Raw genomic sequence first — 26,269 nt, 5'->3', positions numbered from 1 at the left:
GGTGGGCGCGCGAAGCCGACGCGCTTAGACGTCGAGCAGTTCCACTTCGAACACGAGCGTGGCGTTCGGCGGAATCACGCCGCCCGCGCCGCGCACGCCGTAGCCGAGTTGCGGCGGGATCGTGAGCTTGCGCACGCCGCCGACCTTCATGCCCTGGACGCCTTCGTCCCAGCCCTTGATGACCATGCCGCCGCCCAGCACGAAGGCGAACGGGTCGTTGCGGTCCTTGCTCGAATCGAACTTCTGGCCGTCCGTCAGCCAGCCGGTGTAGTGCACGCTGACGGTCTGGCCGGCGGTGGCTTCTGCGCCGGTGCCTTCGGTCAGGTCCTCGTACTTGAGGCCGGATGCGGTGGTCACGATAGACATGAAAGACTCCTGAATCGGAAAGGGTAAAAACGGTATTGTAGGCGGTTTGCAGGTTGCGCAGAGGGCGCGGGCGATAGCGACGGGCAACGTCGCGAGCCGCGCCGCGAGTCGCGTGGCGAGCCGCACTGCGATCATGCCGCTTCGGGCATGGCGCATGCGCGGCTTCCGGCGCGCCGCTGCCTGCCTATAATGGGGCCTGGCCGTACCGGAAGGGGACGGTCCGCCCGCAGCGGGCGATAGAAGAGGAATCCGATGGCGTCGACTTCACAAACCCGTACTGAACGCACGGCACGTCTGTGCGCCGAAGCCGCGCGCTTCATGCGCGACCACGTGCTCTCGCGTGTGTCGCACGATTTGCGCAGCCCACTGAACGCAATTCATAGCTGGGCCTATGTGCTCGAACGCAAGATCGACACAGCCGACGCCGCCGCGCAGCGCGCGCTGGCGGGCATCCGCACGGGTGTCGAGCAGCAGGTGCATCTGCTCGAAACGCTCGTCGATACGACCCGCGCCGAAACGCGCAAGCTCGCGATCGAACGCGGGCCGTTCGCGCTCGATGCGCTCGTCGACGAAGCCGTCAACGACGCGCGCGCCGCGCTCGGCGACGCGCGCGGCGTGAGCTACACGGTGCACGGCGCGGCCGTCGATCCGGCGGCGGCGAGCGTCGAAGCCGACCGCGAACGCCTCGCCCAGTCGCTCTGGCTGATGCTGGTGTTCGCGGCGGAAACCAGCGAGCCGGGCGCGCAGATCGCGCTGAATGTGAGCGCGACGGCCACCTCGGCGCAGTTCGAGGTCAAGTGGACGGCCAGTCCGCAGACGCTTCTCGACGGCGCGCTGCCGCACGTGCTCGAATCCTTCGCGCTCGCGCAGGCGGCCGAGCCGCAGGAGGCCGGGCGCGCCGCGTGGGTGCTCTCGCTGTGCCAGCGCGTGGCCGAGGCGCATGGCGGCCGTTTCGACGCGCAGCCGCTCGTGGCGGGCGAGACGGCCACGCTCACGCTCAGCGTGTCGGCGACCGGCGGCTGAATGGCGGCTGAACGGCGCGCCGGAATCGAGCAGCCGACACCCGGGCCGCCTGTGCGGCCCGCTTCGCGTCATACGCAACGGCATGTGAGCTGACGCAATCCCACCCGGCGTCGCGCCGATCGAAACGCCCGACTTAGCCTTACAGGCCGCTTGCACCCCTTATACTGATCGCTTCGTTTTCCGGAGCCCTATCTCTTGATGCAGGTTATCGCCCTGATCGGCGCGCTGTTCCTCGTAGCCCTCAACGGTTTCTTCGTCGCGGCCGAATTCGGTCTGGTCAAGCTGCGCGCCACGCGCGTGCAGTCCCTCGCGACGCAACACGGCATGCGCGGACGGCTGCTCGCCAAGGTCCACGGCCAGCTCGACGCCTATCTGTCCGCGTGCCAGCTCGGCATCACGCTCGCCTCGCTCGGCCTCGGCTGGATCGGCGAGCCCGCATTCGCGCAGCTGCTGGAGCCGGTGTTCGACATCGTCGGCATCCGCTCGCCCGAACTGATTCACGGCATCTCGCTGGTGTTCGCCTTCACGGTGATCTCGTTTCTGCACATCGTGGTGGGCGAGCTGGCGCCGAAGTCGCTCGCCATCCGCCAGGCGGAAAAGATCTCGCTGTGGTGCGCGGCGCCGCTCTATGGCTTCTACTGGACGATGTATCCCGCGATCTGGGCGCTCAATTCGAGCGCGAGCGCCGTGCTGCGCCTCGCGGGCCTGTCGTCGGAACACGGCACCGAAGCGCACTATTCGACCGACGAACTCAAGCTGATCCTGCGCAGCCGCCGCACCGCCGCGCAAGCCGAAGCCGACGCGCACGCGCACGCGAACGGTCAAGCAAGCGGCCACGCGAACGGTCACGCCCAAGGCCGCGAAGCGGCCACGGGGCAAGCCCAGATGCGCTCGCCGCGCCGCTCGCAGGCGTCGCTCGCGCAGGCCGCGAACAACTGGAGCGCCGACGAGTGGAACGCGCTCGCGCATTCGCTCGACTTCTCGCGCCTCACGGTTTCCGACCTCATGCGTCCGACGCACGAAATGGTGGGCCTGCGCCGCGACGTGCCGCTCAAGGACAACATGCAGATCGTGGCGCGCCATCGCTTCAGCCGCTATCCGCTGTTCGAGGACGGCAGCGGCGAAGAAGTCGTCGGCCTGATTCACCTGAAGGATCTGCTGCTCGCGCGCGAGGCCGGCCACGCGCTCGACGACCTCGGCAAGTTCGTGCGCCCCGTGCAGTACGTGAAGCCCGAAACGCCCGCGCTCGCGCTGTTCCGCCGCTTTCGCAAGGGCGCGCCGCATTTCGCGCTGGTGGGCCGCAAGGGCCAGCGGCCGAACGGCTTTCTCACGCTCGACAATCTGCTGGGCGCGCTGGTGGGCCAGATTCACGACGAATTCCATCAGGCCGATACCGACTGGACCCGCATGGACGACGGCACGCTGATGGGCCGCGGCAGCCTGCCGGTGGTGTCGCTCGAACAGGCGCTCGGCATCGATATCGACGAAGGCCGCGCGGAATCAGTGGGCGGCCTCGTGATTCACGCGCTCAACGACTTGCCGACCGAAGGTCAGCGCGTGTCGTTCGATCGCTTCGACATCGTCGTGAAGAAAATGAAGGGACCGCGCATCGTGCTCGTGCGCGTGTATCCGAAGGATCTCGAAGACGAGGGCGGTTAAGCGCATCCTCAAGCGTCCTCGCGCGCGAGATTCGACAGCACGACGACCGGCAACGCGGCGAGCGCGTCGCGCAGATACAGCAGCGGTTCCTGAGCATCGTGCGTGATCGTGTGACTCGCGTCGCTGAGCCAGTCGTGCAGCGCCGTGGCCGTGCAGGTTTTCGGCAACACCACGGCCGTGTCTTCCCAGCGTTCGGGCGCGACGCGCGGCGTGTCGTCGTCGAGCAGCGCCGCCGCGTGGCGCGTGCCGATCACGACGGCCCACGCATCGCCGTGGCGGCGCGCGAACGCAATCGCATGCGCAGCCTGCGCGCCGCGCACTTCCAGCGGCACATACTCCCCTTCCCGCAGCAATCCCGGCGCGCGAGCGCGCAGCGCGAGCACGCGCCGGATCGTCGCCTGCTTCACGTGCGCGTCGCGCCACTGCGCGAGCTTCGCGGCGGGCGTGTCGTGGTCGAGCGCCGCGGCGCGCCGCGCGTAATCGACGGGCCGCCGATTGTCGGGATCGACGAGACTGAAGTCCCAGAACTCGGTGCCCTGATACAGATCGGGCACGCCCGGCGACGTGAGCCGCAGCACCGTCTGCAAGAGCGTATTCACGGCCCCGGCCGGCGCGACGCGCGCGACGAACGCCGCGAGCGCATGCAGAAAACCTTCGCGACGCTGCGGCGCGAGAATATCGAATAAAAACGCCTGGCAATCCGATTCATAGGCTTCGTCGGGCACGAGCCAGTTGGTGCGCAGCTTCGCTTCGCGCAGCGCTTTCAGCTGCCATTGCGCGACGCGTTCGGCGAGCGCGCGCACGCCCGTTTCGTCGCCGGGATCGAGATCGGGCGGCCAGCAGCCGACCAGCGTCTGATACAGCATCGCTTCCGCCGTGGGGCCGGGCGACCATTGCGCGGGCGGCGCGGCGTCGTTGCGTCGCTGCGGCTGATTGAGCGTCGACCACGCGCGCAAGGTCGCGTTCCATTCCGGCGCGATCTCGCTGAGCACGGCGAGACGCGCGCGCACGTCCTCGCCGCGCTTGTGATCGTGCGTGGCCGTGGCGAGCAGCGCGTAGGGCACGCGGCGCTGACGTTGCTGATTGGCCGCGTGGAAGTCGGCGGCGCTCATCGCGAAGTCGTCGGGATCGGCGCCCACTTCGTTGCGCGAAAGCAGCCGTCCGTAGCGATACAGCGCGGTGTCCTCCGTGGCCTTGGCCGCGAGCGGCGCGCTCAGTTGCGAGAACAGCGCAAGCGCGGTGCGCTGGGCGATCAGCGCATGACTGAGCGGCGCGGGCGCGCTGCTTTGCGCGGCGTTTTTCGGCGAGTTGCGTGCGGCGTTTTTCGCGCCGGACGCATGCTGCTGCGCGTGGCTGTTGGCGCCGCCTGAACCGTTGGGCCGTGCGGGTTTGTTGCCGTTGCCATTCGCGCTATCGGGCGCGCGCGCACCGAGCCACGCGTCGACCTGATCGAGCGCGAGACGGCTCGCGCGCGGCAGCGCCTCGCGCGCCGCCTCCAGCGCCACGTTGAAATAGCGGTTGTCGGTCGCGCCGCGCAAACCGTTGACCGGATAGATGCGATACACCGGGAAATGCATCGCAAGCTGCGCGGCGACGCGATGCACGGTGGCATACGTGAAGTCGCGCGTGCCCGGCTGCTCGCGCGCGATGCGATGCAGCGCGCGTGCCGCGTGATCGAGTTCGGCGGCGAGATACGCGGTGAGGATTTCGCGGCGCGCGTCGAGCGCCACGCGCGCGAACGGCGCGTCGTCGCCCGAGATCGCAGCCCAGCTCTCGGCGAGCGGCGCGGCGCCCGCCGGATCGTGCAGCAGCGCGCCCACGTCGTTCATGAAGTCGTAACCGGTCGTGCCTTGCACGGGCCAGTCTTCGCGCAGCGCCTCGCCGCGCGCGAGAATTTTCTCGACGACGATATACGGCACCGTCGCGCGCAACGACGCGAGCCGCTGGCGCAGCCGCTCGCAATACTCGCGCGGATCGGCGAGCCCGTCGATATGGTCGATGCGCAGGCCGTCGATCACGCCGTCCGCATACAGACGGAACACGAGCTTGTGCACGGCTTCGAACACGTCGTGCCGCTCGACGCGCACGCCCGCGAGCGCGGTCACGTCGAAAAAGCGCCGCCAGTTCACTTCGTCGGTGGCGGTGCGCCACCACGCGAGGCGAAAGTGCTGGCGCTCCAGCAGCCGATGCAGCCTGTCGCGCGGGACCGGATCGGCGCTTGCATAGGATTCCAGAGCAAATTCGATCGGGTCGGTGCCTTCGCGTTCGACGAACGCGCGCAGCGCGTCGCGCGCGGCGCTCGCGCGGGTCTGGTCCTCGGGCTGCGTGGTCAAACCCTGGAACGCGCTCGCGAGCGTGGCGAGATCGGCGCGATCCGCCGATTGCAGGATCGCGGCGTAATCGGTCGGGCAGATCGGGCAGACGTGCGGGCCGTACTGCACGTAAAAGCGCGCGTGGGCCGCGTCGAATTTCAGTTCGATGCGGCCCGCCGCGAGTTCCTCGCCGTACTGCGCGCCGAGAAACGGCATCAGCACCTTGCCGCGCAGCGCGGGGTCGGGCGAATGCCAGTCCACATCGAAATGCCGGGCGTAGGCGCTGTGCCGTCCCCATTCGAGGATGTCGAGCCACCACGCGTTGTGCGCGCCGCCCACGCCCATGTGGTTCGGCACGAAATCGACGATCAGGCCCATGCCGCGCGCGTGCACCGCCTCCGCGAGACGACGCAGCGCCGCTTCGCCGCCGAGTTCCGCGCTGACCGCCTGATAGTCGACCGTGTCGTAGCCGTGCATCGAGCCGGGCTGCGCGGTCGTGACGGGCGACAGGTAGAGATGGCTCACGCCGAGCGCGGCGACATAGTCGAGTTGCGCGAGCGCGTCGTCGAAGGTGAAGCCGTGATGAAGCTGCAGGCGCAGCGTCGCGCGGGGAAGTGTCATGGCGTGGGCGGACCGGAGGGCGTGGCGCTGAGGGTGTCGGTTGAAGCGGTTTGCGATGCGTCTGGCGATGAATCCGCGGATTCATGCGCCGATTCATGCGCGGATACAGGCGCCGTCTCGCGCGCGTGCACGATGGTGCTCACGCGTTGCGCGACGGCGGCGTCGGCGTAAAGCGTATCGACGGGCAAGGGCAAACGCTGACGCCAGTTCGGATGCTCGTCGATCGAGCCCGGCAGATTCGGCTGATCGACGAGACCGAGCAGATCTTCGAGCGGACAGGTGACGAGCGGACTCGCGCTCGCCGCCACGTAGCCGAGCGCGCCGGCGACCGGCAGCGCGTCGAGCGGCGCATCGGACGGCGGCGCGGCGGCTTCGCGCGGCGCGAAACCGGTGTCCTGCAGCGCGTGCCAGAGTGCGTCGCGATCGGCGGCGCGCTGCGCGTGTTCAAGCGCGACGGGATCGCGCCCGTCCGCGCGCGGCAAGGTCTGGCCGATGCGGTTGCGCCAGTCGATATCGGCGCCGCGCCACCAGCCCGCGACGGTCGGCAGATCGTGCGTGGTGGTGGTCGCCACGCCGTGCGGATCGTAGCGCGCGGGCGCGAGAAAGCCGCCGCCGTCGCGCTCGAACCACAGCACGCGAATGCCGTAGAGCGCATGCGACGCGAGCCGTTCGCGCAACCCAGGCGGCACGGTGCCGAGATCCTCGCCGATCACGATCGCGCGATGCCGCCACGATTCGAGCGCGATCAGGCGCACGAGATCGTCGAACGGATAGCGCAGATACGCGCCGTGTTTCGCGCTCTCGCCTTCGGGCACGAGCCACAGGCGGCGCAAGCCGAGAATGTGGTCGATGCGCACGCCGCCCGCATGCGCGAACGCGGCGCGCAGCATGTCGATGAAGGCGCGAAAACCGGTGTTGTGCATCGCGCGCGGCGAGAACGTCGTGAGTCCCCAGCTTTGTCCGGCCTGATTGAAGATGTCGGGCGGCGCGCCGACCGAGACGCGTTGCAACATGTCCTGCGGCAGCGACCACGCATGCGAGCCCGCACCGTCGCAACCGACGGCGAGATCGGCGACGAGGCCGATCGACATCCCCGCTTCGCGCGCCTCGCGTTGCGCGCGCGCGAGCCCTTCGGCGGCGAGCCATTGCAGGAAGCGATGAAAGTCCACTTCGCGGCGATGCTCGGTCGCGAAGGTCGCGACCGCCGCGCTGCGCGGATCGCGCAGCGTCTCGGGCCAGTCGCGCCAGTGGCGCAGACCTTCGGGGCCGCTGAGCATCGCGGCTTGCAGCGCCTCGAAGCGCGCGTGGTCGTCGAGCGCCTGGCCGCCGCGCGCGCAGAACGCGTCGAACGCGGCGGCGCGCGGCGAGCCGCTGTTGCGCTCGTCGGCGTCGAAACGGTCGAACAGCGCGCGCAACACCTTGAGCTTGAGCGGCTGGGCGCGCGGCCAGTCGATCTGCGGCAGCGCTTCGAGTTCGCGCCACGCGTCCTCCGCGTGCGCGGCGACGATGGCGTCGTGCGCCGCCTGCGCGCCGAACACGGCCGCCGGATCGATATGCGCGACATTGAGCCAGAGCCGCGACGACGGCGCATACGGACTGAAATGCCCCGGCTCGGCGCTGAACATCGCGTGCGTGGGACTGACCGCGACCGCCTGCGCGCCGCGCTGCGCGCTCTGCGTCGCGAGCGTCGCGAGCGCGCTGAAGTCGCCGATGCCGCCATCGCCATGACGGCGCAGTCCATACAGTTGCGCGGCGACGCCCCACAGCGGCGGCACGCGCGCGCCCGCGCCGCGATGCGCGCGCCACGCGTCGCCGACACGCCAGCAATGCGGCGGCGCGACCGCAATCGTCAGGCGATGATCGTTGACCGTGAGCGTGTGATAGCCGGGCTCGGAGAGCGGCGCGAGCAGCGCGGGCTCGCCCTTGGGCATCGTGAAGCGGCCTTCGATATGCTCGCCGTTTTCCAGATCGATCCGATAGTGGCTGCCCGAACGCACCGCCGAGGGCGGCAACTCGATCGCGCTTTCGTACTCGGCGGTGATGAGCGGCGGCAGACGGCGCGTCGATTGCTCGGCGTTCAGCAGCGAGGTGCTGTGGCGCAACTGCGTGGCGTTCGCGCAGGGCAGGCCCGCGCATTCGAGCAAGGCGGCGAGCGTGCTGTCGGGCACGCGCTGCATGACGCCGTGGGCGTCGGACCATTCGACCTCGAAGCCCGCGCGGCGGGCGAGGGCTTCCAGCGTGTCGCTGCGGCGCGCGGTGCTCATGCGTGCGGCTCCTCGCGGCGGACTTCGCGTGCATCGTGATGCAGCGCGTAATCGGGCACGTCGCCGGTCAGCCAGGCCACGCACGCGCGCTCGGGCAGCACGCCGTTGTCGGTGAGATCGCGTGCGCGCGGCGGCGTTTCGAACACGACCATGCCTTCGGGCGCGCGTTCGAGGCGCACGCATTCGTGGCCGAGATTCAGCGCGATCGTGTAGATCTCGCCGTCGTCGAGACGCCAGCGCGCGATCAGCGCCGCGCGGCGCGGCGTGTTGCCGTCGCCGCCGCCGTCATGGCGATCGTCGGCGAGCACGGTGGCGCCGAGCGCGCGCGCGTGACGCAGACGCGGCATCAGCAAACGCCCGCGCACCGCGAGCGCCGACTTGTAGAAGTGCATCCAGTCGAGCCGGTCGCCGTCGAGCGGCGCATTGGACGACTGCTCGGGCGACTGTACGGGCGGCGACGAGTTCTCGAACGTGCGCACGTCGTTCGGATCGGGGATCTGCTCGCGGCGCGTGGCGTCGGTGAAGGCGGCAAACGCCTTGAATTCACGCCGACGGCCTTCGCGCACCGCATCCGCGAGATCGCCTTCGAAGGCGGTGAAGAACTGGAACGGTTGCGTCGAGCCGTATTCCTCTTCCATGAACAGCAGCGGAATCTGTGGCGAGAGCAGCAGCAAGGCCGTGGCTGCGCGCAGCGCGTCGTCGTCGTTGGCGAGCGTGCGCAGACGGTCGCCGAACGCACGGTTGCCGATCTGATCGTGGTTCTGCAGGAACATCACGAACGACGTGGGCGACAGATGCGCGCTCGGCTCGCCGCGCGGCCGGCCGTCGTGGACCGGTGAAGGCTCGCCCTGATACGCGAAACCCTCGCCGAGCACGCGCGCGAGCTGCGCGATCGGATGATCGGCGAACGCGCGGTAATAGCCCTCCGATTCGCCGGTGAGCATCACGTGCAGCGTGTGATGCGCGTCGTCGTTCCATTGTGCGGTGAAATGCGATTCCAGCAGATTCGCTTCGTTGTGCTCGTTTTCGAGCACGAGATGGACGTGACGGCCGGGCTCCACGCGCGCGCGCACGTGGTCGGCGAGTTCGCGCAGCCAGTCGGGATTGTCGATGGCGTGCACGGCGTCGAGTCGCAGTCCGTCGAAGCGATATTCGTTGAGCCAGTAGAGCGCGTTGTCGCTGTAGAAGTCGCGCACTTCGGGACGCTCGAAGTCGAGCGCATCGCCCCACGGCGTGCGTTTTCCGGCCTTGAAAAAGGGCTTCGCGTACTGGCCGAGCCAGTTTCCGTCCGGGCCGAAGTGGTTATAGACCACGTCGAGCAGCACCTGCAGGCCGTGACCGTGGGCGGCGTCGATCAGCGCCTTGAGTTCGTCGGGCGTGCCGTAGGCCGCGTGCGGCGCGTAGGGCAGCACGACGTCGTAGCCCCAGCCGCGTTCGCCGGGAAAGTCGTTCAGCGGCATCAGTTCGATGGCGGTGACGCCGAGTTCCGCGAGCGCGGGCAGGCGGTTCATCACGCCCGCGTAGCCGCCCAGCGCGCCCACGTGCAGCTCGTAGAGCACGGTTTCTTCCCACGGACGGCCTTGCCAGTTCGCGTGGCGCCAGGCGAACGCGCGCGCATCGACGACCTGGCTCGGGCCGTGTACGCCTTGCGGCTGAAAGCGCGAAGCGGGGTCGGGCACGAGTTGTTGTCCGTCGATCCGGTAGCGGTACAAGGCGCCCGGCGCGCACGGCGCCTGCGCCTCGAACCAGCCGTTGTGCGAGGGCGTCATGTCGAGCGGCGCGCTCGCGGCGGCGCTGCCGTCGGCCGTCTCGAAGACGATCTGCACCGCGCTGCACGACGGCGCCCAGAAGCGAAAGCGCGTGTGCGGTTTGCCCGGCGCGACGCCCGTCAACTGCGCGCCGAACGGCAGGCAATGCGAATAGTGGCGGATGGGCGAATCATGCGAAAGCGGGGACATGGCCGATTCCTGTAGCAGATTCCTGAGCTATCGAGCTGCGTTTTCCTGCGCGGCGTGCGGTTGGCGCGGGTCGGGCGGCGGCGTCCTCGCGGACGCGGCGCCGTCGTGCCCGCTCTCGTGCGCCGCGTGCGCGCCGTGCGCGGGCCGCGCGCACAACACCACCAGCGCGTGCGCGGCGACTTCGAAGCTGGCGTCGTAGAGCGCGTGCGGCGCGTCCTCGGGGTGCGCGGTGTCGAGCAGCGCGCTCCACGCGAGGCGCGGCGCGGGCGTGCTGAACGTCACCGCCTGCGAGGACGCGTTCAGCATCATCAACAATACTTCGATTTCGCCGTCGAGTCCCGGGCCCGCGCGCCGCACCGCGAACGCGCGCGCTTCGGGGTCCTGCCACGCCGCGGGCGTGAGCCGCTCGCCGTGTTCGTCGAACCAGTCGATGTCGTGCACGTCGGGCATCACCTCGCGGTCGCCGAACAGGAACCGTGCTTCGCGCAGCAAGGGATGATCCCGGCGCAGCGCGATCGCGCGTGCGCAGAACGCGGTCATCGCTTCGCCTTGCGGCGTCGCGGCGAGCGCCCAGTCGACCCAGGAAATTTCGTTGTCCTGGCAGTACGCGTTGTTGTTGCCTTGCTGCGTGCGGCAGGTTTCGTCGCCGGCCAGCATCATCGGCGTGCCGAGCGCGATGCAGAGCGTGGCGAACATCGAGCGCGCGACGCGTGCGCGCGTGTCGAGTATCGCCGGATCGTCGCTCGGGCCTTCGACGCCCCAGTTCGCGCTCCAGTTCTCGTTGTGGCCGTCGCGGTTCTCCTCGCCGTTCGCATCGTTATGTTTGCGCTCGTACGACACGAGATCGGCGAGCGTGAAGCCATCGTGCGAGGTCACGAAATTCAGCGAGGCCCAGGGGCGGCGCTTGCGCTTGTCGAACAGATCGGCAGAACCGGTGAGCCGCGCGGCGAGATCGGCGCGCTGCGCGGGCGCGCCGCGCCAGTAGCGGCGCACGCTGTCACGATAGCGGTCGTTCCATTCGCCGAATCCGGGCGGATGATTGCCGAGCTGATAGCCGCCCGGCCCCACGTCCCACGGCTCGGAAATCAGCTTGACCTGCGAGAGCACGGGGTCCTGGCGCAGCACGTCGAAGAAACCGCTGTCGGGATTGAAACCGTGCGGCTCGCGTCCGAGCGTGACGCCGAGATCGAAACGAAAGCCGTCGATGCGATACGACGTGGTCCAGTAGCGCAACGAGTCGGCGACCATCTGCAGCACGCGCGGATGCGACAGATTGAGCGTGTTGCCGCAACCCGTGTCGTTGATCAGATGGCGTTCGTCACCGGGCACGCAGCGGTAATAGCTCGCGTTGTCGAGACCGCGCCAGGAGATCGTCGGGCCGACTTCGCCGCCTTCGCAGGTGTGGTTGTAGACCACGTCGAGCAACACTTCGATGCCGGCCGCGTGCAGCTGGCGGATCGCGATGCGCATTTCGTCGGTGTCGTGGCCCGCGAGATACGAGGGCTCGGGCGCGAAAAACGCCGCCGAGTTATAGCCCCAGTAATTGCGCAAGCCGCGCTCGACGAGAAAGCGCTCGGAAAGAAACGCGTGCACGGGCAGCAGCTCCACGGCGGTCACGCCCAGCTTGTGCAGATGCTCGATGAAATACGGCGAGCCGAGCGCGGCGAAGGTGCCGCGCTGATGGCTGCGCAAATCGCGGCGCAGCATCGAAATGCCGCGCACATGCGTTTCGTAGATGACGGTCTCGCTCCACGACGTGTTGGGCCGCTGATCCTGCGACCAGTCGAAGGTGTCGTGCGTGACGACGGCCTTGGCCATCGCGGGCGCGGAGTCGCGCCGCTCGAGCGAGAGATCGGCGCGGTTCGAATGCACGCGATAGCCGTACAGCGTGTCGGACCAGCGGATCTGGCCGACGAGACGGCGCGCGTACGGATCGAGCAGCAGCTTGTGCGGATTGAAGCGATGGCCTTCGTGCGGCTGATACGGGCCGTGCGCGCGAAAGCCGTACACGGTGCCCGGATGCGCGTCGGGCAGATAGCCGTGCCAGATTTCGTCGGTGCATTCGGGCAGCTTGTAGCGCATGCGTTCCTTGCGGCCGGTCGGGTCGAAAATGCACAGCTCGATGCGCCACGCGTGCGCCGAGAACACCGCGAAGTTGGTGCCCAGCCCGTCCCACGTCGCGCCGAGCGGGTAGGGCGCGCCGGGCAGCAGCCGGTCGGGCATGCCGTTAGCCATATCGATGCTCCTTCTGCTGATTCTTGTATTGCATCGGATTCCTGATGAATTTCGCGTGTGCCCCTGTCAACGTCGCAAGCGCAGGATCAGCGTGCCGAGCGGCGGCAGCACGAGCGCCGCCGATTGCGGCCGGCCGTGGCTCGGCACCGGTTCGGTCGAGACCAGCCCGCCGTTGCCGATGTTCGCGCCGCCGTAGACTTCCGCGTCGCTGTTGAGCGCTTCTTCCCACTGCCCCGGCTGCGGCATGCCGATGCGATAACCGTGGCGCGGCACCGGCGTGAAATTGCAGACGACGACGATCTCGTTGCCCGCGCCGTCGACGCGCCGCCACGCGAGCACGCTGTTCTCGCTGTCGTCGGAAACGAGCCATTCGAAACCGCCCGGCTCGGTGTCGAGCACGTGCAGCGCGGGTTCGTCGGCATAAAGACGATTGAGGTCGCGCACCAGTGCTTGCACGCCGCGATGCAGCGGGTCGTCGAGCAGATTCCAGTGCGGCGTGCCGTCGTGATCGAACTCCGCCATCTGCCCGAACTCGCCGCCCATGAACAGCAGTTTCTTGCCCGGATGCGCCCACATGAAGCCGAAATACGCGCGCAGGTTGGCGAACTTCTGCCAGCGGTCGCCGGGCATCTTGCCGAGCAGCGAGCCCTTGCCGTGCACCACTTCGTCGTGCGAGAGCGGCAGCACGAAACGCTCGGACCACGCATAGACCATCGCAAACGTCATCTCGTGATGGTGATAGCGGCGATGCACGGGGTCTTCGTGCATGAAGTGCAGCGTGTCGTGCATCCAGCCCATGTTCCACTTGAACTGGAAGCCGAGGCCGCCGTCCTCGGGACGCGCGGTCACGCCCGGCCACGCGGTCGATTCTTCGGCGATGGTGATGACGCCGGGCCGCTGCGGCACGTACTGCGTTTCGTGATTGAGGCGCTTGAGGAAGGCGATCGATTCCAGATTCTCGCGGCCGCCGTACATGTTCGGCACCCACTCGCCCTGCGCGCGAGAATAGTCGCGATAGAGCATCGAAGCGACGGCGTCGACGCGTAGACCGTCGACGTGATAGCGCATCAGCCACGCGAGCCCCGACGCGATCAGGAACGCGCTCACCTCGCGGCGGCCGAGGTTGTAGATCATCGTGTTCCAGTCGGGGTGATAGCCCTCGCGCGGATCGGCGTGTTCGTAGAGCGCGGTGCCGTCGAATTCGATCAGGCCGTGCGCGTCGTTCGGAAAGTGCGCGGGCACCCAGTCGAGAATCACGCCGAGCCCGGCTTCGTGCGCGCGGTCGACGAACGCCGCGAAGTCGAGCGGCGAGCCGAGACGCGCCGTGGGCGCGAACTGCGAAAGCGGTTGATAACCCCACGATCCGCCGAACGGATGCTCGGCCACCGGCAGCAATTCCAGATGCGTGAAGCCCATGCCCTGCGCGTAGGGAATCAGGCGGTCGGCGAGCGCGCGCCAGTCGGGCGCGGGCGCGTCGGCGCCCTGCGTGGGCAGCCAGGACGACGCATGCACTTCGTACACCGAGATCGGCGCGCGCGCGTTCTGGCGTTCGGCGCGCCCTTGCAGCCAGTCGTGATCGTGCCAGGCGAAATGATCGAGCGCGTCCACGGGCGCGACCACCGACGCCGTGGCGGGCGGCGCTTCGGTCTGGAACGCGCAGGGATCGGCCTTGAGCGGCAACACCTCGCCGCGCGCGCCGAGGATCTCGAACTTGTAGCGCGCGCCCGCGGCCACGCGCGGCACGAACAGTTCCCACACGCCCGCTTCGTGACGCAGCCGCATCGGATGGCGTCGTCCGTCCCACGCGTTGAAGTCGCCGACCACGGAGACGCGTTGCGCGTTCGGCGCCCACAGCGCGAAGCGCACGCCCGGCACGCCGTCGTAGACGAGCGGCCGCGCGCCGAGGCATTCGAGCACGGCATACGGGTCGCCGTCGGCGAGTCGATGCAGCGCTTCCTGCGGCAGTTGCGCGCCGAACGAATAGGGATCTTCGACTTCCTGCGCCACGCCATGCCAGTCGATATCGAGCCGATACGCCACGCCTTCCGCGATCGGTCCGGCGAACAGTCCGGCGGGATGCACGCGCGTGAGTTCGCCGAGCGTATGCGCGCGGTCGCGCGCGAGCACGCGCACGCGCGAGGCGTTCGGCAGCCATGCGCGCACGTATGGCGCGCCGTCGACCCAATGCATCCCGAGCACGGCGAACGGATCGCGATGACGCGCGTGGATCAGCGCGTCGATGTCGTGATGATGCAGGCCGGCGTCCGGGGCGCGCTCAGGCATGTCCGCTTCCTCCCGTGTGGGTGTGAGTATGGGTTGGCGTCTGGCCGAGCAAACGGCTCGCGAGCGCGGCGAGGCCACGCACCGGCAGGCCCAGCCACGAAGGCCGGTTGGCCGCTTCGTAGCGGATCTCGTAGGCCGCCTTCTCGATCAGGAACAGGTCGAGCAGCGCCTGTTCGTGCGATGCGCCGACGAGCGTGAGCGGCGCGTTGGCGACCGCCGCGCGGTACTGGCTCAGGAAAGTTTCGGCGGCGTGGCCGCGGAAGCGCTCGAACAGCGCGCGCTTGCGCTCGGCGATCTGCTGCGGCGCGCTTTCGGTCGTCGATTGCGCGGCGGCGTTCGCGTACGACAGCGAGCGCAACAGGCCCGCGACGTCGCGCAGCGAACATTGCTTCGTGCGCCGGTATTCGAGCGAACGCGCGGGCTCGCCTTCGAAGTCGATCAGATACGCGTCGCCTTGCGCGAGCAGCACCTGGCCCAGATGGAAGTCGCCGTGAATGCGGATGCGCCACGCGGCGGCGTCGAGCGGCACGAGCGTGTCCACATTGGCCAGCAGCGCGTCGCGGCGCTCGATCAGGCTGCGCGCGAGTTCCTTCGTGTCGGCGTCGAGCGTGTGGTCGTCGTCGCCGATATGCTGCGCCACGATGTCGAGCGCCGTCACGAGCATCTTGCGCGCGTCGCCGACCCACTGGCGCACGTCGTCAGGCGTCGCGGCCTCGGGCGCGAAGGCGGAATCGGCTTCGTCGTCGTCGGGCAGCGCGAGCACGGCGTGCAGTTCGCCCAGACGCTTGCCGATCGCACCGATCACGGCGGCGTAGTTCTGCATCACCTCGTCTTCGTGGGCCTGATCCTGCTCGCCGGTTTCGCCGTCGTCGGCGGCGAGCGCGAGTTCGTCGATCGTGCGGCGCAGATAATCGAGCGCCCATTCCCACGCGTCGCCCTGGTTGTCGATGAAGCCTTGCAGGATCGCGAGCGTATGCGGCACGCCTTGCGGATCGACGCGCACCACTTCGCCATAGAGCGGCGCGGTGTTCGCATAGCCGAGCTTCGTCAGATGGCGGCTCATTTCCGCTTCCGGATGCACGCCCGCCATCAGGCGGCGCACGAGTTTGAGCACCAGCGTTTCGGCGATGATCAGCGAACTGTTGCTCTGTTCGGCGGCAAGCCAGCGGATCTCGGGTTCATCGCCGAGATCGAGTTCCTCGATGCGATCGGTCGGCTCGAAACGGATCGTGCTGCCTTGCACGGTCGGCACCTGCGCGCGCTCGCGCAGCTTGCGCAGCACGCCGTAGGCGAACCACGGCAGCGCGAAGGCATCGGTCAGATAACCGATCGTGCGCCCGCGCCGCACGCGCGAGAGCGCGAGCTGGATGTGTAGCGGCGTGGTGGTGTCCGCGCCCCAGGTGATCGCGATCGGCAGGACGTAGCGTTCGGTCGCGCCGTCGGCGAGTTCGGCTTCGATCTCCGTGAACGCGAAGCCCGCACCCGTGATGGTCGTGAGCGCCGCGAGCCGCACCGAGCGCAGCGGCTTGTCTTTCGACGCGAACCAGCGACGCCGCGACAGCCACGACGGCAGCACTTCCGATTCGAGCAGGCGCACGTTTTCGGGCGTGGCGCCGGTCTGTCCTTCGCGGATCACCACGGTCACGAATTCGGGCAACTGCTCGGACGCCGGCTGGCTCCACGACGGACGCTGGCTGCCCGGACACAGCAGGAACCACAGGAAACCGTAGGGCGGAAAAGTCAGCAGATACGGCAACTGGCCGATCGGCGGAAACACCGAATCGGCCGTCATTTCCACAGGCGCGGTGCCGGCGAATTCGGACAGATCGAGTTCGACCGCTTGCGGCGCGCGCGAGAGATTGGCGACGCACAGAATGGACGGCTCGCCCGGCATCTCGCGCAGATACGCGAGGATCTTGCGATTCGCGGGCCGCAGAAAGCGGATCGTGCCGCGCCCGAACGCCTGCTTCGAGCGGCGCGTGGCGAGCATGCGGCGCGTCCAGTTGAGCAGCGAATGCGGATCGCGGCTTTGCGCTTCCACGTTGATCGCATCGTAGCCGTAGAGCGAGCCCATCAGCGGCGGCAGCACGAGCTGTTCGGGATCGGCGCGCGAAAAACCGCCGTTGCGATCCGACGACCACTGCATCGGCGTGCGCACGCCGTCGCGGTCGCCGAGGTGAATGTTGTCGCCCATGCCGAGTTCGTCGCCGTAATAAATCACGGGCGTGCCGGGCATCGAGAGCAGCAGCGAATTGATGAGTTCGATGCGGCGGCGGTCGCGTTCCATGAGCGGCGCGAGACGGCGACGAATGCCGAGATTCAGCCGCGCGCGCCGGTCGCTCGCATAGGTGTTCCAGAGATAGTCGCGCTCGGAATCGGTGACCATTTCGAGCGTGAGTTCATCGTGATTGCGCAGGAAAATCGCCCACTGGCAACTGGGCAGCAGATCCGGCGTCTGCTTCATGATGTCGATGATCGGAAAGCGGTCCTCGCTCGCGATCGCCATGTACAGACGCGGCATCAGCGGAAAGTGGAACGCCATGTGGCATTCGTCTTCGTTGCCGAAATATTCCTGCACGTCCTCGGGCCATTGATTCGCTTCGGCGAGCAGCATCCGATTGGGATAATGCTCGTCGATGGTCGCGCGAATCTTCTTCAGAATCGCATGCGTTTCGGGCAGGTTCTCGTTGTTGGTGCCTTCGCGTTCGACCAGATACGGCACGGCGTCGAGCCGCAATCCGTCGATCCCCATGTCGAGCCAGAAGCGCATCACCTGGAGCACTTCGCGCAGCACGGCGGGATTGTCGAAATTCAGGTCGGGCTGGTGCGAATAGAAACGGTGCCAGTAATACGCGCCCGCGACGGGATCGTGCGTCCAGTTCGACGGTTCCGTGTCGATGAAGATGATGCGCGTGCCCTGATAACGTTGATCGGTATCGGACCACACGTAGTAGTTGCGATGATTCGAGCCGGGCTTCGCGCGCCGCGCGCGCTGAAACCACGGATGCTGATCCGAGGTGTGATTGATGACCAGTTCGGTGATCACGCGCATGCCACGCGCGTGCGCTTCCTGAATGAAGCGGCGCACGTCGGCGAGCTGGCCGTAGTCGGGATGCACGTTGCGATAGTCGGCGATGTCGTAGCCGTCGTCGCGGCGCGGCGACGGATAGAACGGCAGCAGCCAGATCGCGGTCACGCCGAGCGAGGCGATGTAATCGAGCTTGGAAAGCAGGCCCGCGAAATCGCCCACGCCGTCGTTGTTCGCATCGAAGAACGACTTCACGTGCACCTGATAGATCACCGCATCCTTGTACCAGTGCGGGTCGTCGGAGAGCGGCGAGGGCTTGCCGCGCTTTTGCGTGGCGTGCGCCCGATGGCCGTGCTCGTCGTCGTGCTGCGCGGTCGGGTCCGAGACCGGCGCGGCGTCCGGATTCGGCGGCGCCTCGTGCGAAGCGGGATCGCGTTTCATGTGGCTCCTCCGGGAGGGAAGTCCGCGTTGAATTCGGGGTGGCCTTCGACCGGTTCGTCGAGTGCGTCGGGCGGGGTGTCGCGCGGCAGACCGTCGATCGGCGCGATGCGCCAGATCGCGAACGGCCGCGCGTGCGGATCGAGCCGCACGTGCTGCCAGCGGCTTTGCCATTCGAAGCGCTCGCCGCTCATTTCGTCGACGACCGCGAGCCGCGCGTGATCGTCGATCTGCCAGGCCTGGAAGGTGTCCCAGGACAGTTCGATATCGGCGCCTTGCTCGTTCCATGGGTCGAGGTTGATCGCGACGACAATCACGTTGTCGCGCGCCGGCGTGGCCTTTTCGAAGCACAGCACGTTGTCGTTGTGCGCGCCGAGGAAGGTGATGCCCAGATGCGATTGCAGCGCGGGATTCGCGCGCCGGATGCGATTGAGCGACGCGATTTCCGCCACGATATTGCCGGGCCGGTTCCAGTCCCACGCACGCAGCTGATACTTTTCGGAATCCAGATATTCTTCGCTGTTGGGCAGCGGCCGCGCTTCGCACAATTCGAAGCCGCTATACACGCCCCACAATCCCGAGAGCAGCGCGGCGAGCGCGGCGCGGATCAGGTGGATCGAACGCGCGCCGCTTTGCAGATAGCGCGGGTTGATATCGGGCGTGTTGACGAAGAAGTTGGGCCGGTAGAAATCGCGCACTTCGCTCTGCGTGAGTTCGGTCAGATAGTCGATGAACTCGCGCTTCGATTCGCGCCACGTGAAGTATGTGTACGACTGCGAAAAGCCGATCTTCGCGAGCCGGTACATGAGGCGCGGACGCGTGAAGGCTTCGGAGAGGAAGATCACGTCGGGATGGCGCGCGCGCACGTCGGCGATCATCCATTCCCAGAACGGCAGCGGTTTCGTATGCGGATTGTCCACGCGGAAAATGCGCACGCCCGCATCGACCCAGAACAGGATCACGTCGCGCAGCGCGAGCCATAGTTCGGGCTTGGCGTCGTGCGCGTAGAACTCGGGATTGACGATGTCCTGATACTTCTTCGGTGGATTTTCGGCGTAGCGCAGCGTGCCGTCGGGACGCCACGCGAACCAGCCCGGATGCGCCTTCAGCCACGGATGGTCGGGCGAGCATTGAATCGCGAAATCGAGTGCGATTTCGAGGCCGTGCGCGTGCGCCGCGTTGAGCATGCGGCAGAAGTCTTCCAGCGTGCCCAGTTCCGGATGCACGGCGGTGTGGCCGCCTTCGGCAGCGCCGATCGCGTACGGGCTGCCGACGTCGCCGGGCTGCGCGTTCAGCGCGTTGTTGCGGCCCTTGCGGTTCGCGAGCCCGATCGGATGGATCGGCGGGAAATACAGCACGTCGAAACCCATGTCGCGGATGCGCGGCATTTTCGCGATCACGTCGTCGAAGGTGCCGTGGCGCGTTTCGTCGTCGCTCATCGAACGCGGGAAGATCTCGTACCAGCTCGCGAAACGCGCAGCGGCGCGCTCGGCGTCCACGCGTTGCACCGTGGCGTCGCGCGAGAGGAACGGCCGGTGATTCGCGGCGCGCACGGCGGCGGCCGTGGCGGGCAAGGCCAGCAGCGCGCAGCGCGTGTCGGTGTCGGCGCTCACGAAGCGTTTGACGAGCGCGTCGAGCGCCGCACGGGTGTGCGCGTGCGCTTCGCTGTGATCGTCCGACGTGTCGGCGGTCGCGAGCACGAGCGCGAGCAGGCGGCTCGCTTCTTCGAGTTCGAGATCGACCGGCTGGTTGGCGTCGCGCTTCTTTTGCAGATGTACGGCGAGCGAGGCGAAGTCGTCGCGCCACGCGATCACGACGAATTCGTAACGTCCCACGCGTTCGAGCGGGAACGTGCCGCTCCAGAGGTCGGTCCCGGCGGGCGGCAGCGGTTTCATCGGCGATTCGTGCCAGGCGGTTTCGTCGGCGGCGCGCCAGAGGATCGCGGCGTCGATGCGGTCGTGGCCTTCCGCGAAAATCGCGGCGCGCACTTCGCATTGCTCGCCCACGATGCGTTTGGCGACGAAGCGTCCGTGATCGACGGACGGCCACACGCTTTCGATCGCGATGCGCGGCGCGGCGATCGCGTCGATCACGCTCTTGTGGCCGCTCGTCGGCGACTTCGCGAGGTCCTCGGGCGGCGCGAGCGCGACGAGCGGCGTCGCCAGCGCGCGGAACATCCAGCACGCGCCCGCGGGCAGCGTGAACGTCGGGGGAATCGCGCTCGCGTCGCGCGGCGAGCGTTCGCGCACGCCGCGCAGCGACTGCGCGTCAAGCGGCTCGAAGCGCGTGAAGCCGCCGGGCGCGCCCGCCAGCAGGTGCGCCATGTTCACGCGCACCGGCGCGGCGAGCGCGGGATTCACGAGCGTGAGGAGCGCTTCGCCTGCGTCGCGGAGATCGGCGTGATCGCCGCGCAGCAACGCGGCGACCGGCGCGCCGGGGCCGTTGAGCGCGCGCAGTTCGCCCTTGGTCTGAAGGATGAAGGTTTCGCGCTGTAAGGCGTTCGCGTGCGCGATGTCGGCCGAGAGATCGAACGGTCCGCGCGCTTTCATCTCCTGCCAGCTCAGCGCCGGTTCGCGTGCACCGTAATCGTGCGCGTGCGGACCGCCGTGGCCACTGGCTTCTTCCACGCCGTATTCGAAGCCCATCGGCACGAGCCAGCCGGTGCCCGTGGCCGCCGCCGTGCGCAACATGCGCCGGTAGGCGCGCTCGACCGCGCGCGCGTCGGTGGCGCCGTCGAGATCGTGGATGAAGCGCGTGCCGTACGGCGCTTCGGGAAACGCGATCGGCGAGCCCACGCGGCGCACCACCTCGTGCTCCTCGACCATCCAGCTCGACGAGAAGTCCCACCAGCGCAGCGAGGTGAACGCGGCGTCGAAGCCCGCGTGTTCGAGTTGCGCGATGGCGTCGCGCGCGAGGCCTGGCGTGGCGGCGAGCCAGCGCGTTTGCGGACGGCTCGCGCGCACGCCGTCGAAGATCGCGCGCAGCACGTTGGCGGGCACGCGATGCGGCGAGTCGATGCGAAAGCCGCCGAGACCCGCATCGGCGAGCCGCGTGGCGAACTGCGTCCACCAGACCGCGAGTGGCGCGCCCGCGCGTTCGAAATCGGCATAGGCGACGTTCGCGTCGCGATGGCCGTGGCGCGGATCGAGCCGCGCGTCCTCGGGCTCGAACGGATGAAACCATTCCGGATGCCCGGCATAGAGCGCGCCGTCGGCGGCCGTATGGTCGAGCGTCAGGTCGGCGAGCAGCGTGAGGCCGCGTTCGCGCGCGGCGCTCGCGAGCCGGCGCACGGCGTCCAGCACCGGCTCTGGCGAACCGAACGCGGGATGCAGACGTTGATGATCGGCGACGATGCGGTCGTCGCCCGAGCGGCCTGGCGCGAACAGGGCGCCGATCAGGACATGATCGAAGCCCAGTGAGGCCGCATGCGCGAAATGCGCGGGCCACGCGTCGAGCGACCCGGCAAGGACGGAATGGACGAAGTAGATCCGCGGCGCATAGGCGTGAGGAGGTTCCATCGGTCGTATTCCAGATACGTCGGACAGCGTGGATGCAGGGCCGAAATACCACCGGATGCGATCACGTTGCCCGTGGGCTGCCGGGGCGGGCCGCGCGGGGCCGGGCGATGGCGCGTGTCCTGTTCAATGTAGTGCAAGAGCAGGCCGGAACCAAAGCGTCGGCGACGCGCGGCGACTTGATGCGGGATTCAGCAAGGCATGTGCCTGTGACGCGCGATCGCCGCGCCGCCAAGCCGGCTGGCGGCGACGCCGGTTTCCTGCGCGGCGGCGCGCGCGCCGCGCGTGCATCGATTGCGCGCCAATGCGCACCGATTGCGCATGGATTGCGCAGGGATTGCAATCGATGCCGGTCTAGTTCCCCACCATGCTCGCCGCGATGTTCACGCACAGCCCGAGCACGGCGACGTTGAAGTAGAACGACAGAATCGATTGCGCGAGCACGCTGCGCCGCGCGCTGCGTCCGCGCAGGCCGACATCGGCGGTTTGCGAAGCGCAGGCGATCGTGAAGGAAAAATACAGGAAGTCCCAATAATCCGGCTGGAGTTTGGCGTCGGGGAACGCGAGCGCGGGCGATTCGCGATCGGAGCCGTAATACACGCGCGCGTAATGCAGCGTGAATAGGGTGGGAATCAGGAACCACGCGCCAATCAGCGTGAAGCCCGTGAGCAGCGAGTGCAGCACCTTCGAGGCCGTGTGCAGGTCCTTGGACGAGCCGAGTTCGAGCACGATCGCGACGATGCTGGCCACCGTCGCCGTACACAGCAGGATGAGCACCGTGCCCGCGTTTTGATCCTCGCGCTGCGCGTTGCGGCGCACGCTGGTTTCGTCGGTGCGCATCATGTGAATCCAGATCAGCACGAGGTAGGTCCAGATCGCCACGTCCCAGCCGACCAGCACGCGCGCCACCGGCTGGATCGACGCGGGCACGAGCGCGCCGATCAGCACGCCCAGCACGAGGCCGATCATCATGTGCGGGCGATTACGCAAAACTTGCGGATAGACCTTCATTGGCATCGATGCCCTGATGAATGTGCGGGGAATACGCGCGGTGTTGCCGCGATTCTAACCAGGCGCGCGTCGCGCTGTGATCTCGTGGATCGCGGCCAGGGTGCGCCGACGCGGGACGGGCTGGCAGACGGACGGCATCACGCCCGACCGTGCGCGAAGGCGGGCGAAAAAAAGCGCCAGGAAACGATAATTGGCGCGCATACATCGCGCGCGCCTGGCGCTATGATGAAAAGATGACGCCCACTCTCGCCACCGAAGTTCAGCATCACGCCACCAACGAGGCCGGCCGCGACTTTGTCGTGGGCGACCTGCACGGCTGCGTGGATGCCTTGCGCTTCCTGCTGCGCGAAGTGAATTTCGACGCCACGACCGATCGCCTGTTTTCGGTCGGCGACCTGATCGATCGCGGCGAGCAGTGCGAAGAGGCGCTCACGCTGCTCGACAAGCCGTGGTTTCACGCCGTGCTCGGCAATCACGAAGACGCGTTGTGCGCGGTCGTCGAAGGGCGGCTGCCGCGCCATCAGTGGTACGGCATTGGCGGCGGCTGGGCGCAGCACGTGCCGGAACGCGTGCTGGCGCTGTACGCGAAGCGCCTGCGCCAGTTGCCGCTGGTGCGCACGGTCGGCGAAGGCGGCGCGCGCTTTAACGTGCTGCACGCGGAATTTTTCGGCGACGACACCGAACTCGACGCCGGCCAGTTCAACGAGCACGTGCGCGAGCGCATGCTCTGGGGCCGCGAACTCGCCTTCAACGCGGGCACGCCCGCGAGTCTCGCGCTTTCGCTGACTTACTGCGGCCATACGCCGATGCGCGAGCCGCGCCAGATCGGCTCGCAGATGTATATCGACACGGGCGCCTACATCGCCGAAGGACGGCTCACGATGGTCGAGGCGCTGTCGCTGCGCAACTGGTCGGTGTCGACCCAGGCGGCGCGCGAGCAGGGCGCGGCGGCGTTGGCGCTGCCCTGAATTCGCCTCGTCGATCCATCTTGCGGGTGCTCAGCCCGCGCCCAGACTCGAAGCCAGCAATTGCAGCGTCGCCGCCGAGCGCGGGTCACGCACGCGCGAAAACAGCGACACGCGCGAAACCGGCAGCGGCGGCAGACCGAACTTCGCGCCCACGTCGACGAGCGTGCGCGGCGCCACGCGCCGGGCCAGCGCCGATACCGCCAGTCCCGCCTCCAGCGCCGCGCCGACGGCCGCCACGCCGCCGCCCATGAACACCTCGTTCCACGCGATATCGGCCACATCGAGCGCCGCGATCGCGGCCGCGCGTACGGCGCAGGGACCGGCGAGCAGCGCGAGCGGCAGCGGCGTGCCGGGCGACCACGGACATTCCGGCGCGGCGAGCCAGACGAGCGGCTCCTCGAACAGCGTGCGGGCGTCGCCGCGCGGCGCTTCGTCGGCTTCCTGACGCACGATTACCGCGTCGAGCCGCCGCTCGTCGAATTGCGTCAGCAACTGCGCGCTCTGACCGAGATGCAGCGCGATCACGAGGCCGGGATCGTGCGCGCGCAACAGCGCAAGCTGGCGCGCGAGCTGCGCGTCGGCGACATGCTCGCTCAGGCCGAGCGTCAGCCGCCGCGCATCGCCGCTGAGGGTGCCGAGCGCGCGCTCGTGCGCGCCCAGCAGATCGCGCGCGGGGCCGAGGAACGCGTGGCCGTCGGGCGCGAGCCGCACCACGCGCGGCGTGCGTTCGAGCAACTGGCGGCCCAGATGGCTTTCGAGCCGCTTGAGCTTGAGGCTCACGGCGGATTGCGTGGTGTCGAGCGCGTCGGCCGCGCGCGTGAAGCTGCGCAATTCGGCGACCAGAACGAAGGCGCGCACAGCGTCGAGATCGAGCGGTTTCATTTCAAACGTAAATTGATGAAATATGTAGTGATATCTGTTTGTTATGATAGACGGCGACTAAGCTGATGTCATGTCGAACGTGACGGTGCGAGTGGTTCGCACCGTTGCCACCGACGCAGGTTCCCACTGACCTCGAAGGAGACTGACATGCCGTTCACCCGAATCGCCGTGCGCGCCGGCAAGCCCGCAACCTATCGCAAAGCCTTGATGCAGGGCGTGCATCTGGCGCTGATGGAAGTGTTCAAGGCGCCTGAGGACGACCAGTTCATGATCGTCACCGAGCACGATGCCGATAATTTCGTGTTCGGCCGCCACTACCTCGACATCGAACGCAGCGACGACATCGTGATGATCCAGATTGCCGTGAGCAATACGCGCGGGCAGGATCAGAAGAAAGCGCTGTTCGCGCAGATCGCGGAAAACCTCGCGCGCGATCCGGGCGTGCGGCGCGAAGATGTGTTCATCAATCTCGTCGATGTCGCGCGGGAGAACTGGTCGTTTGGGAATGTTAGCAAACAATTGGCTTTCTGCGATGGTGAACAATAGATCCCGAGCGACCTAGGAAGGACGAAGGGCACGCCGGAAACCCTTCCTGGGTCCTGAGGTAATTACGCGAGTGCCTTGAGTTGGCGCGAGCTCCGTAGGGGAGGCCACCGGCCGCCGTGCGCTAGCCGTTGCTCGAGTGTAGAGTTGGAGCCAAGGCAGTAGCGTCAGATTGTCGTGCAATCGCTTTGAATACTAGATTGTCGAGCGCCTCAATTTCGACAACGTAGCCTGGTCGTTGATCACGCGCCTTAATCTTTCCCCAAAAATAGACTTTCAAATAGTGGCTAGGAGCTTGGGCCTGTTCGAGCTTTTTCATCAGCAATGCACCTCCGCCATAAGCATGCACACGTGACAAAGGTAAATCGATCGTGAGCGACCGGCCGCCTTCGCTTTCATCGAACTTTTCGCATTCGTCCATGAAGTTTATGTATAGCCGCTTCGGCGTGTCTTCTGGCCAAAACTTGACACGTGCGCCACCGCATACGATCCGGCGACCGTTCTCGTCCGGCGTAATCCAATCCGCGCGTAAAACAGCTTGACGATAGCTGAGGGTTTTTCCCCCAATGACGACTTGATGCTCTTTGAGCTCATTACCTTCAAACTGCGCCCAGCAATCGATGAAGCGTTCCAGAAGCGACGTGCTGGTGTAGCCATCGCGTGCACGGTCGCCGCGGCCTGTTGACGGTTTCACATCCGGTAGTTCGTGATCTACTGGAGATTTGGTTACCTGCCTGCCAGATGGCCCATCAGCCGCCCAGTCAGAGGTTTTCGGTCGGAAAACGTCGATCACGTTAGTTGACTTGGGTCGCGCCACTCGAGGGTGTGGATCACTATCGGTGTTACTGTCGCCAGCCTGTCGCTGCTCATGTCCTTGCACCCAAATGCACGTTTCGATGTGCGGATTTCCAACCGGCGCCCGAAAATGAATCTGACGAAATTTTTCGGTATCCTCGATCAACTTATCGTAGTTTACGCCGGACACAAGCGGGTTTTTTTCCGATCGACAAGCATCATCGGAACAACGGAAGATAAATCGCTTTTGGCGGTTTTCTGGCAACGCGAAGTAGGCTTTCTGTGCATCGTTGAACCGAGCCGGGTTTGGTGGAGGCTCCAACTCTTGAGAGAATGGAGCCATGAACAAGAAGGCAACCAAGTTTTCC

At 67.2% G+C, this 26,269-nt stretch carries 15 protein-coding genes; 4 read left to right on the top strand and 11 right to left on the bottom strand.

Annotated elements, in window-relative coordinates:
- Positions 1–24: 24 nt before the first annotated feature.
- Positions 25–366, bottom strand: a complete 342-nt coding sequence (locus SB764_RS36105; protein WP_065059993.1) for an FKBP-type peptidyl-prolyl cis-trans isomerase — start codon at positions 364–366, stop codon at positions 25–27.
- Positions 367–618: 252 nt separating this feature from the next.
- On the opposite strand from SB764_RS36105, the gene SB764_RS36100 reads away from it, so the two are divergent.
- Positions 619–1,389: a sensor histidine kinase gene (locus SB764_RS36100; protein WP_110326661.1), complete on the top strand. Its 771-nt coding sequence runs from the start codon at positions 619–621 to the stop codon at positions 1,387–1,389.
- Between the two features lie 195 nt (positions 1,390–1,584).
- On the top strand, positions 1,585–3,048 hold the full coding sequence (locus SB764_RS36095) for a hemolysin family protein (RefSeq protein ID WP_343664953.1): 1,464 nt from the start codon (positions 1,585–1,587) through the stop codon (positions 3,046–3,048).
- A gap of 8 nt (positions 3,049–3,056) precedes the next feature.
- Here SB764_RS36095 and treY read toward each other — a convergent pair whose 3' ends face one another.
- The 8 genes from treY to SB764_RS36055 all read right to left on the bottom strand — a co-directional run bounded on the left by treY (position 3,057) and on the right by SB764_RS36055 (position 22,719).
- Positions 3,057–5,981 (bottom strand): malto-oligosyltrehalose synthase, encoded by a 2,925-nt coding sequence (treY, locus tag SB764_RS36090; protein WP_410866242.1) that lies wholly within the window; start codon positions 5,979–5,981, stop codon positions 3,057–3,059.
- Positions 5,978–8,245, bottom strand: coding sequence for a 4-alpha-glucanotransferase (gene malQ / locus SB764_RS36085; RefSeq protein ID WP_410866241.1), 2,268 nt, complete (start codon positions 8,243–8,245; stop codon positions 5,978–5,980). The genes treY and malQ overlap by 4 nt, the downstream gene beginning before the upstream one ends.
- Positions 8,242–10,203, bottom strand: coding sequence for a malto-oligosyltrehalose trehalohydrolase (treZ, locus tag SB764_RS36080; RefSeq protein ID WP_410866240.1), 1,962 nt, complete (start codon positions 10,201–10,203; stop codon positions 8,242–8,244). Before treZ ends, malQ begins: the two co-directional genes overlap by 4 nt.
- 27 nt (positions 10,204–10,230) lie before the next feature.
- A complete protein-coding gene (gene glgX / locus SB764_RS36075) occupies positions 10,231–12,438 on the bottom strand; it encodes a glycogen debranching protein GlgX (RefSeq protein WP_321868362.1) in 2,208 nt (735 codons plus the stop codon).
- 66 nt (positions 12,439–12,504) lie between these two features.
- A complete protein-coding gene (glgB, locus tag SB764_RS36070; protein ID WP_110326669.1) occupies positions 12,505–14,721 on the bottom strand; it encodes a 1,4-alpha-glucan branching protein GlgB in 2,217 nt (738 codons plus the stop codon).
- Positions 14,714–18,190, bottom strand: a complete 3,477-nt coding sequence (gene treS, locus SB764_RS36065) for a maltose alpha-D-glucosyltransferase (RefSeq protein ID WP_082991909.1) — start codon at positions 18,188–18,190, stop codon at positions 14,714–14,716. The genes glgB and treS overlap by 8 nt, the downstream gene beginning before the upstream one ends.
- On the bottom strand, positions 18,187–21,705 hold the full coding sequence (locus SB764_RS36060) for a maltotransferase domain-containing protein (RefSeq protein WP_410866239.1): 3,519 nt from the start codon (positions 21,703–21,705) through the stop codon (positions 18,187–18,189). The genes treS and SB764_RS36060 overlap by 4 nt, the downstream gene beginning before the upstream one ends.
- A 351-nt stretch (positions 21,706–22,056) precedes the next feature.
- A complete protein-coding gene (locus SB764_RS36055; protein WP_074982607.1) occupies positions 22,057–22,719 on the bottom strand; it encodes a DUF1345 domain-containing protein in 663 nt (220 codons plus the stop codon).
- Between the two features lie 227 nt (positions 22,720–22,946).
- Here SB764_RS36055 and SB764_RS36050 point away from each other — a divergent pair, with 227 nt between their 5' ends.
- The gene (locus tag SB764_RS36050) at positions 22,947–23,681 is read left to right on the top strand and encodes a metallophosphoesterase (RefSeq protein WP_183713838.1); all 735 of its coding nucleotides are present in this window, start codon (positions 22,947–22,949) and stop codon (positions 23,679–23,681) included.
- Between the two features lie 30 nt (positions 23,682–23,711).
- Here the strand turns inward: SB764_RS36050 and SB764_RS36045 are convergent, their stop codons facing one another.
- On the bottom strand, positions 23,712–24,563 hold the full coding sequence (locus SB764_RS36045) for a LysR family transcriptional regulator (protein WP_410866238.1): 852 nt from the start codon (positions 24,561–24,563) through the stop codon (positions 23,712–23,714).
- A gap of 147 nt (positions 24,564–24,710) precedes the next feature.
- Here SB764_RS36045 and SB764_RS36040 point away from each other — a divergent pair, with 147 nt between their 5' ends.
- Positions 24,711–25,109, top strand: coding sequence for a tautomerase family protein (locus tag SB764_RS36040; RefSeq protein ID WP_410866237.1), 399 nt, complete (start codon positions 24,711–24,713; stop codon positions 25,107–25,109).
- A gap of 121 nt (positions 25,110–25,230) precedes the next feature.
- Here the strand turns inward: SB764_RS36040 and SB764_RS36035 are convergent.
- Positions 25,231–26,269, bottom strand: a 1,039-nt coding sequence (locus SB764_RS36035) for a hypothetical protein (RefSeq protein WP_410866236.1), incomplete at its 5' end; no start/stop codon positions are given.

Origin of the sequence: Paraburkholderia sp. SIMBA_027 (genome assembly GCF_046535315.1) — a bacterium.
Classification (GTDB): domain Bacteria; phylum Pseudomonadota; class Gammaproteobacteria; order Burkholderiales; family Burkholderiaceae; genus Paraburkholderia; species Paraburkholderia tropica.
This window is presented reverse-complemented; position numbering and strand designations above follow the sequence as displayed.

What these genes read in the sequence shown, in the direction of transcription:
- SB764_RS36105 (WP_065059993.1), bottom strand. Translation starts at nt 366, where the DNA reads ATGTCTATCGTGACCACCGCATCCGGCCTCAAGTACGAGGACCTGACC.
- SB764_RS36100 (WP_110326661.1), top strand. Translation starts at nt 619, where the DNA reads ATGGCGTCGACTTCACAAACCCGTACTGAACGCACGGCACGTCTGTGC.
- treY (WP_410866242.1), bottom strand. Translation starts at nt 5,981, where the DNA reads ATGACACTTCCCCGCGCGACGCTGCGCCTGCAGCTTCATCACGGCTTC.
- malQ (WP_410866241.1), bottom strand. Translation starts at nt 8,245, where the DNA reads ATGAGCACCGCGCGCCGCAGCGACACGCTGGAAGCCCTCGCCCGCCGC.
- treZ (WP_410866240.1), bottom strand. Translation starts at nt 10,203, where the DNA reads ATGTCCCCGCTTTCGCATGATTCGCCCATCCGCCACTATTCGCATTGC.
- glgX (WP_321868362.1), bottom strand. Translation starts at nt 12,438, where the DNA reads ATGGCTAACGGCATGCCCGACCGGCTGCTGCCCGGCGCGCCCTACCCG.
- glgB (WP_110326669.1), bottom strand. Translation starts at nt 14,721, where the DNA reads ATGCCTGAGCGCGCCCCGGACGCCGGCCTGCATCATCACGACATCGAC.
- treS (WP_082991909.1), bottom strand. Translation starts at nt 18,190, where the DNA reads ATGAAACGCGATCCCGCTTCGCACGAGGCGCCGCCGAATCCGGACGCC.
- SB764_RS36060 (WP_410866239.1), bottom strand. Translation starts at nt 21,705, where the DNA reads ATGGAACCTCCTCACGCCTATGCGCCGCGGATCTACTTCGTCCATTCC.
- SB764_RS36055 (WP_074982607.1), bottom strand. Translation starts at nt 22,719, where the DNA reads ATGCCAATGAAGGTCTATCCGCAAGTTTTGCGTAATCGCCCGCACATG.
- SB764_RS36050 (WP_183713838.1), top strand. Translation starts at nt 22,947, where the DNA reads ATGACGCCCACTCTCGCCACCGAAGTTCAGCATCACGCCACCAACGAG.
- SB764_RS36045 (WP_410866238.1), bottom strand. Translation starts at nt 24,563, where the DNA reads ATGAAACCGCTCGATCTCGACGCTGTGCGCGCCTTCGTTCTGGTCGCC.
- SB764_RS36040 (WP_410866237.1), top strand. Translation starts at nt 24,711, where the DNA reads ATGCCGTTCACCCGAATCGCCGTGCGCGCCGGCAAGCCCGCAACCTAT.